10 protein-coding genes and 1 tRNA gene are annotated in these 7,411 nt (G+C 61.3%); 8 read left to right on the forward strand and 3 right to left on the reverse strand.

Features of this window, described 5'->3' with window-relative positions; all coding sequences use genetic code 11:
• Positions 1-330: IS5 family transposase (locus A3728_RS05845; protein ID WP_067921120.1), on the reverse strand; the 330-nt coding region annotated here is incomplete at its 3' end.
• 226 nt (positions 331-556) lie between these two features.
• Between A3728_RS05845 and A3728_RS05850 the strand changes: the two genes are divergently transcribed.
• Positions 557-1,051, forward strand: a complete 495-nt coding sequence (locus A3728_RS05850) for a hypothetical protein (protein WP_067921110.1) — start codon at positions 557-559, stop codon at positions 1,049-1,051.
• 418 nt (positions 1,052-1,469) lie between these two features.
• Here the strand turns inward: A3728_RS05850 and A3728_RS05855 are convergent, their stop codons facing one another.
• Positions 1,470-1,985, reverse strand: coding sequence for a TetR/AcrR family transcriptional regulator (locus tag A3728_RS05855; RefSeq protein WP_067921122.1), 516 nt, complete (start codon positions 1,983-1,985; stop codon positions 1,470-1,472).
• Between the two features lie 84 nt (positions 1,986-2,069).
• Here A3728_RS05855 and A3728_RS05860 point away from each other — a divergent pair, with 84 nt between their 5' ends.
• Entirely contained in the window at positions 2,070-3,140 is a 1,071-nt protein-coding gene (locus tag A3728_RS05860) for an alcohol dehydrogenase family protein (RefSeq protein ID WP_067921124.1), read from the forward strand.
• A gap of 168 nt (positions 3,141-3,308) precedes the next feature.
• Here the strand turns inward: A3728_RS05860 and A3728_RS05865 are convergent.
• Positions 3,309-3,398 (reverse strand) — tRNA-Ser (locus A3728_RS05865).
• Between the two features lie 149 nt (positions 3,399-3,547).
• Here A3728_RS05865 and A3728_RS05870 point away from each other — a divergent pair.
• The 6 genes from A3728_RS05870 to A3728_RS05895 all read left to right on the forward strand — a co-directional run.
• Entirely contained in the window at positions 3,548-4,393 is an 846-nt protein-coding gene (locus A3728_RS05870; RefSeq protein WP_067921112.1) for a DUF2059 domain-containing protein, read from the forward strand.
• The gene (locus tag A3728_RS05875) at positions 4,393-5,205 is read left to right on the forward strand and encodes a DUF2059 domain-containing protein (RefSeq protein ID WP_082851125.1); all 813 of its coding nucleotides are present in this window, start codon (positions 4,393-4,395) and stop codon (positions 5,203-5,205) included. The genes A3728_RS05870 and A3728_RS05875 overlap by 1 nt, the downstream gene beginning before the upstream one ends.
• Positions 5,206-5,402: 197 nt before the next feature.
• Positions 5,403-6,167 (forward strand): 50S ribosomal protein L21, encoded by a 765-nt coding sequence (locus A3728_RS05880; protein WP_067921114.1) that lies wholly within the window; start codon positions 5,403-5,405, stop codon positions 6,165-6,167.
• Between the two features lie 12 nt (positions 6,168-6,179).
• Entirely contained in the window at positions 6,180-6,449 is a 270-nt protein-coding gene (rpmA, locus tag A3728_RS05885; protein ID WP_067921116.1) for a 50S ribosomal protein L27, read from the forward strand.
• An 85-nt stretch (positions 6,450-6,534) separates the two neighbouring features.
• Complete coding sequence (locus A3728_RS05890; protein WP_067921118.1) at positions 6,535-7,143, forward strand: LysE family translocator; 609 nt, start codon at positions 6,535-6,537, stop codon at positions 7,141-7,143.
• 2 nt (positions 7,144-7,145) lie between these two features.
• Positions 7,146-7,411 (forward strand): GNAT family N-acetyltransferase (locus A3728_RS05895; RefSeq protein WP_150120665.1); only part of this gene is annotated, 266 nt, incomplete at its 3' end.

Genomic DNA, 7,411 nt, shown 5'->3' on the forward strand with positions numbered 1-7,411 from the left:
CTTTTTGACGGCCAGACTGGTCGCTGTGCGGTGTGCCTTCAGGTGCGTGGCGTCGATCATCACAGTCTTCTTTTCCTCGTGACTTTCGGCCAGACCTGCCATCATCCGGGCAAAGATACCTTTGTCGCTCCACCGCTTCCAACGGTTGTACAGCGTCTTGTGCGGCCCGTATTCCTTAGGCGCGTCGCGCCAACGCAAGCCATTGCGATTGATGAAGATAATCCCACTCAACACACGCCGATCATCGACGCGGGGTTTGCCGTGGGACTTGGGGAAGAAGGGCTCAAGACGCGCCATTTGCGCATCTGTCAGCCAGAATAGATCAGACATGTTCACCGCTCGTTTTTCCAACCGTGAATCATGTCGCCGTGCGGAAATCAATGGGTCCTGACCCTAGAGCGATCACGTTGTTTGTCGGCAATTTAGCCCGACCGACGCTTATGAGAGCGTGAAGGGATACGCCTATGTGGCTGGTTAATCTGCGCAACGCATTGCGAAACGATGTCTGTCAAATCATATTGCGACTAGTAAACCGCGCAGCAAAGACACAGTCGTTTTGAAAGTATCTCAATCGCTAGCTGACGTATTTATTGACACAAATATATTGAAGTTTGCTGCCGTAAAGAAGCATGTGTACCGCCTGAGGAAGGACACGATCAACTGGGGTGGCCTTGAACAAGAAATCGAAGTTCACGAACCATACATCAAAGATGATCTGCACAAGATCAAAAACGAGATGCAGAAGCGTGATGCAGTACTCCTAGCGATGCTAGCCTATGCTGGGCTTTCTGGCCGTCTTGCGTTTCATATCCATGGAGAAGTCGATCTTGAGATGTGGGGCCTTCCCGGCATGGTCAGCGCATCCGGTCGCTTTTTCGGCTGTCCTATCCGAAAGGTAGCCGACCCAATTTCCCCTCAGTCACGGATTATCGCGAGCGCGGTGAGGGAACCTAAAGATTACGTTTTGGATTTTTTGTGCGGTATCCGACACCCACGATTTATCGAACTTACTAAAATGACCGAGCATACCAAGGGACGCAGAAACCGCTAAATCTTAACCAAGCACGTGATGCGTATCATATTTGGTGCGCCGAATGCGCTCACATGAACTACTTTCTAACGATGGATTACAAATTACAGAAGGTCGCAGCACGCTCTAAAACTAAGACGCCCGTCACTATCATAACGCCCGAACAGCTATTGCGACAAGTCCTTCCCCAGCTTGGTATATTTGGCGCGATTAAATTTATGTGGGAGGGCTATCGTTTTGCCCGACCCCGAGTTGGATTCGATGAAGGCAAAGGCTGGACGTAGGAAAGCAATCTCTTAATGAAACGCTACCCCGGTGCGATCCATGACGTACCTTAAGGCCGCGGAATAAGCCGCAAACTTTTCCGCGGCGGTGGTTTGCAGAATTTCCCAGGGGGCACTGGCGGACCCCTCCTCACGGTAGCTGCAAACAATCCGCTCTAAACGTTCTCTTGCACCTGCAAGCCCCGGGCCAGCCGCTTTGCGCTCGTCACGGCGGCGTCGCGATGCAGCGCCCAAGCCTGTGTTAGACCTTCCATCACGATCAGAAGTTCAGTCTCCCGGCCGGGGACCGCGGCGGCTTTCGCAGCGCGGTGGGCCACTTCGGATTTATGTCTTGAAAGCAGGTCCCGCAGATGCGCGCTGCCCGGTTCGGCTGCGACCGCGCCATGGAACAGGCAGCCGTGCGCGGTTTCCGTTGCCATCCAAGCCCCGATGCGGTCGAACATGGCGTCGAGCGCATCTTCCGGGTTCACGGGCAGGGCATCGAACAGGTGCGAAAGATAGCGGGTATGGCGATGCTCCAGCGCCGCCAGCACCATGTCCGACCGGGAGGGGGTGTATTTATAGAGCGTGCGCAGGCTGACACCCGCCATATCGCGCAAGTCCTCGACGCTGGGTTCGGCAAATCCGCGGGCGGCGAAGGCACGCTCCAACCCGGCGGCTATTTTGGTCATCGTATCGCTCATGCTTGACCATGTAGAATGATCCCTCTACTTAAGCAAGTAGAGTGAACATTCTACCATGACCCGGAGGCGATGATGACCTTACCCGATACGATGAAAGCAATGGTACTGACCGGCCATGGTGGCCTCGACCGTCTGGAATGGCGCGAGGATATGCCGGTGCCGCGCCCCGTGGCGGGCGAAGTGCTGATCCGCGTCGGCGCCGCTGCGGTGAACAACACCGATGTGAACACCCGAACCGGCTGGTATTCCAAGGCCGTAAGGGGCGACACGAACGCCGCCGCGACGACGGGCTATGGCGGTGCTTCGGACACGGACGGCGGCTGGTCCGGCGCCCTGAGCTTTCCGCGCGTGCAGGGGGCGGATTGTTGCGGCGAAATCGTCGCGGTGGGCGAGGGGGTCGATCCGGCCCGTATCGGAGAACGGGTGCTGGTCCAGCCCATGCATCGCCCCACAGGGGGCGAGGAGGACGCGCTGGTCACCTTCGGGTCGGAACGCGACGGCGGCTTTGCGGAATTCACCACCGTGGGTTCTGAACATGCCCTGCGGATCGAAAGCAACCTTTCGGACATCGAACTGGCCTCCTTTCCCTGTGCCTTTTCAACGGCGGAAGGGATGATCCAGCGCGCGGGCCTCGGTGCCGAACGGGTGCTGATTACCGGCGCCTCGGGCGGTGTCGGTTCGGCTGGCGTCCAACTCGCCAAGCGGCGTGGCGCCCATGTGACTGCAGTGACCAGCCCGGCCAAGGCGGAAGACCTGCGCGCGCTTGGTGCCGACGCCATTCTGGGCCGCGAGGATCCACTGCCCGACGATGCATACGATGTCGTGCTCGACCTCGTCGGCGGGGCGCAGTGGCCCCGGCTGCTCGATGGGCTGAGGGTGCGGGGCCGCTACGTGACCTCGGGCGCCATCGCCGGCCCGATCGTGGAGCTTGACCTGCGTACGCTCTACCTCAAGGACCTGACGCTGATTGGAAGCACGCGGCAGGGGCCGCAGGTCTTTGCCGATCTGGTGGGCTATATCGAGCGCGGCGAAATCCGCCCCGTACTTGCACAGACCTATCCCCTGCGCGACCTGCGCGCGGCTCAGGAGGCGTTTCTCGAGAAGTCCCATATGGGCAAGATCGGCATTCGGATCGGGGGGTGAATGGGAAGGGGCGCTCGAAGACCGTCGTCGTTAGGTCGAACGGTATTGAAGTGCTTGATATGGCGGCGGCAGCTTCGTGTGTCGATTGGTAGCCCATTGCAATCAGAGGCGCGAGCGAGAACTGGGCAGCCTGAGATCAGAAAAGCCGCATAAGTATGCAGGAGCCAGTGGCGGAGAGACAGGGATTCGAACCCTGGGACCCCGTGAAGGGTCAACGGTTTTCGAGACCGCCCCGTTCGACCACTCCGGCACCTCTCCGCGGGGGTCTGGGTGGCCCGTTTAGTGGGGTTTGCTGCGGCTGGCAAGAGGGGTTTCGCCGGTCGGCGCGTAACACGGGATATTTGATTGCCGCAGGCGTCAATTGTCCTAGGCTGAGGCCTTAACGCAATGCAACAGAGGAGCCGCAGATGGCCTTCATTTTCCGTCAGACAGCACTGGGTATGGCCCTCGCGCTGTCCTTCGTCCTTACGCTTGCCGGTGCCGCGGGTGCGGCGGCTGAACGGGAGCGGGTGGAAACCTTTCTCGAAGTGACGGGCTTTGACGTCGCGCTCGAAAGCATCCGGCTCTCCGCCGACAGTGCGCCCGCCATGCTGGGACTCGCGGCTGATGATTTCGGCTCAGAATGGTCCCGGCTGGTGGACGACGTCTTCGCGACCTCGGTCATGCATGACATGGGGTTGGAGATCCTTGAGAAAACGCTTCCCGAAGACCTTCTGGAGCATGGCATCGCCTTTTATGGCTCCGAACTGGGGCAGCGGCTCGTGGCGACCGAAAACGACGCCCACATGGAAGAGGAAGAAGGTTTCAAGGCCGAAGCGGGGGGCGCCATTCTGGAAGGGCTGCGCGGGATGGACTCCGACCGGGTCGCCATTCTGGAGCGTCTGAACGCCGCCAGCGCGGTGGAGGATACCTCCATCGCCGCCATGCAGGAGGTGCAGATACGGTTCCTGCTGGCTGCCGCCGCGGCGGGGGTCATCGAGCTTCGGATGGAAGAGCCCGACCTGCGCGAAGCCATGCGCAGCGAGCGCGAGGCTTTGCGCGAAGGGCTGCGGGAAAGCGCGCTGGAAGGGGCCGCCTATACCTATCAGGCCTTCACGGATGAAGAGCTGATAACCTATGCCGAAGCCCTGGAAGACCCCAAGATGCAGCAGGTCTATGAGCTGATGAACGCCGTGCAATACGAGATCATGGCGAACCGGTTCGAAGCGGTGGCGGAACGGCTGTCGGAGATGCAGCCCAGTCAGGATCTCTGATGCTGAGGGCGCTGGCGCTCTGGCCGCTTCTTGCGGTGCTGGCGCTGCCGGCCCATGCGGACGCGCGCATTGCGGTCCTGATGGATCTGATGCGACTGACGGAATTCGCCGGCATCCTGCAGGAAGAGAACCGGCGCGAGGCCGAGCGAATCGAGGCCGACATGCTAGACGGGCAGGGGGGCGCCGTGTGGGAGGCTCAGCTACGTGCAGTCCTCACGCCCGAGCGTACCCTCGAAGCCCTTCGGCAGGCGATGGCCGCGCATCTGCCCGGTGACCTGATGGACCGCGCTGTCGCATTCTACGGCACGGGCGCGGGGCAGAGCGTCACCCAGTTGGAACTCGATGCCCGGCGGCTCATGGCCGATCCAGAGGTGGAGGCCGCCGCGAAGGAGCGGTACGCGGAACTGACGACACAGGGCGATCCGGTACTGGCAGAGGTCCGCCGGATCATCGAGGCCAACGATATGGTGGGCCGCAATGTCGCCGCAACGCTCAATGCCAACTACCAGTTCCTGCGCGGGCTGGACGAAGGCGGCGCCATCGACGGCTCCCAAGCCGACCATCTGGCAGAGGCCGCGGCCCAGCACGACAGGATCGAAGAGCAGACACGCATATGGCTGGGCGCCTATATGCTGCTGGCCTATCACCCGCTGCCCGAAGGCGACCTAGCTGCCTATGCGGCCTTCATGGAAAGCCCCGCGGGGCGTGCCCTCAACGCGGCGCTTTTCGCGGGTTTCGGTGCGGCGCGCGCGGAGCTGTCCTATGCCCTCGGGCGCTTCGTCGCGGTGAACCGCCAAAGCGGGGAACTTTAGCGGAACGCGCCGGGGAAACCCGCTTGACTTGCAGCCCGGTTGCGCGGATAAGCCCGCATCCCGGCAGGAATCCCTGCACGGGGCTTTATTCAATGACGCCCAAGGGCGCGCTGTTCGAGGTGGATCGACCCCGCGGGGGGCATCCGGAACACCCGCAAGGGGACCGCAGGACGCGAAAGACAAGAGAAGGATAGCGCATGTTTGCGGTCATCAAGACAGGCGGCAAGCAATACAAGGTCCAGTCCGGCGATATGCTGCGGGTGGAACGTATTGCGGCGGACGCCGGCGAAACGGTTCAGTTCAACGAAGTTCTGATGCTGGGCGGGGACGATCCCAAGGTTGGCGGCCCGCTGATCGAGGACGCGGGCGTTCAGGCCGAGGTCGTGGACCAGATCAAGGGTGAGAAGGTCATTCACTTCGTCAAGCGCCGCCGGAAGCATTCGTCCAAACGGACGAAGGGCCAGCGCCAGAAGCTGACGCTCGTCCGGATCACCGACATCCTGTCCTCCGGTGCGGGCAAGTCCGACGTCAAGGCCGCCATCGGTACGGGTTCGGTCAGTGCGGCAGCTGTAGCCGCGATGGAAGAGCGCTACACCATGAACAAGACCGATCAGGCCGAAATGGCCAAGCGCGTCGCGACCGGCAAGGCCGACGAAAAGTCGACCGAACCGAAGAAAGCAAAGAAGGCGGCCAACCCGAAGGAAGCCGAAAAGCTGGCAGGCGGTGACGAAGCACCCAAGGCCGAGCTTGGCAACCCGTCGGAGCCGGACGACCTGAAGGCGCTGAGCGGTGTGGGCCCGGCGCTGGAGAAGAAGCTGCATGATGCCGGCGTGACCACTTTCGCGCAGATCGCGGCATGGACGCAGGACGACATCGATGCGATGAACGAGAAACTGTCTTTCAAAGGCCGGATCGAGCGTGAAGGCTGGGTCGAACAGGCCAAAGAAAAGACCAAAGGCTAAGGAGAGACCGAGATGGCACATAAAAAAGCAGGCGGTTCATCCCGTAACGGGCGCGACTCAGCCGGTCGTCGCCTTGGCGTCAAGAAATACGGCGGCGAATCCGTCATTCCGGGCAACATCATCGTCCGCCAGCGCGGAACGAAGTTCTGGCCCGCCGAAGGTGTCGGCATGGGCAAGGATCACACGATCTTCGCGACCGTCGATGGCGCCGTGACCTTTCACAAGGGTCTGAAAAACCGTACCTTCATTTCGGTTCTGCCAGTGGCGGAGGCCGCGGAGTAAGCCGACCCGAAGAGGTGCATGTCATAGGGGGATCGGCGCAGGCCGGTCCCCTTTTTTCTTTCACGCCCACCCGGAGGCCCGGCGCATGTCCGTCGCCCTCGCCAGTTTCGCGGTCTTCGCCGCCAGCCAGATCGGCACGCCCGGTCCCGCCAACATGGCTTTGATGGCCACGGGGGCGCGCTTTGGCTTTCGCGCGGCGCTGCCCTTCGTCGGGGGTGTCGTGCTGGGCAAGCAGCTGGTCGTCTGGCCGGTCGGATTCGGGCTGATGCAGCTTGCCGACAGCGCGCCGTGGGTCTTCACGACGTTGAAATATCTGTCCGCGGCCTATATCTTCTGGTTGGCATGGAAAGTCGCGCGGCTGCGCCTTTCGAGCGAGCGGGACATGGGCCGCGCGCCCGGTTTCATCGCAGGACTTGTGGTGCACCCGCTGAATCCCAAGGCATGGGCCATGATCGTCGGCGGATTCACCGCTTTCGTGGGTCCGGCTACGTCACCCTTTATAGCGACCCTGAGCATTGCAGGCATATTGTTGGCCTGCCAGGTCGTATTGCACCCCCTGTGGACGCTGGCTGGGGATCGTCTTGCCGCGACCGTGGCGGGATCGAGGTTTGAACCTTTTTTAATGTGGACCCTTGCCGCGCTCACCGTGGCTTCGGTTCTTTTTGTTTTGGTCCGAGGAGGAACGGAATGGTGAAGATGGGCAATATTACCACGCAGCCCGAAATTGAAACGGAACGCTTCGTGTTGCGCCCCGTGCGCAAGTCCGATGAGGGTCCGATCGAGATGTACGCAGGCGACCCGCGCGTCGCCATGTCCACCGTGTCCATTCCCCACCCGCTGCCGCCCGGGGTGATCGAAGCCTTCATCACCCGCGCCATGGCGGAGGAGCGTGACGAAGATGTCTGGGTGATGGACGGCAGCAAATCCGGCACGTCCGAGGTGATGGGCGTGATCACCCTGAC

Origin of the sequence: Sulfitobacter sp. HI0040 (assembly GCF_001634885.1) — a bacterium.
Lineage (GTDB): Bacteria > Pseudomonadota > Alphaproteobacteria > Rhodobacterales > Rhodobacteraceae > Sulfitobacter.

Coding starts and splice junctions, on each gene's coding strand:
- A3728_RS05855 (WP_067921122.1), bottom strand. CDS start 1,985: ATGACCAAAATAGCCGCCGGGTTGGAGCGTGCCTTCGCCGCCCGCGGA.
- A3728_RS05860 (WP_067921124.1), top strand. CDS start 2,070: ATGACCTTACCCGATACGATGAAAGCAATGGTACTGACCGGCCATGGT.
- A3728_RS05870 (WP_067921112.1), top strand. CDS start 3,548: ATGGCCTTCATTTTCCGTCAGACAGCACTGGGTATGGCCCTCGCGCTG.
- A3728_RS05875 (WP_082851125.1), top strand. CDS start 4,393: ATGCTGAGGGCGCTGGCGCTCTGGCCGCTTCTTGCGGTGCTGGCGCTG.
- A3728_RS05880 (WP_067921114.1), top strand. CDS start 5,403: ATGTTTGCGGTCATCAAGACAGGCGGCAAGCAATACAAGGTCCAGTCC.
- rpmA (WP_067921116.1), top strand. CDS start 6,180: ATGGCACATAAAAAAGCAGGCGGTTCATCCCGTAACGGGCGCGACTCA.
- A3728_RS05890 (WP_067921118.1), top strand. CDS start 6,535: ATGTCCGTCGCCCTCGCCAGTTTCGCGGTCTTCGCCGCCAGCCAGATC.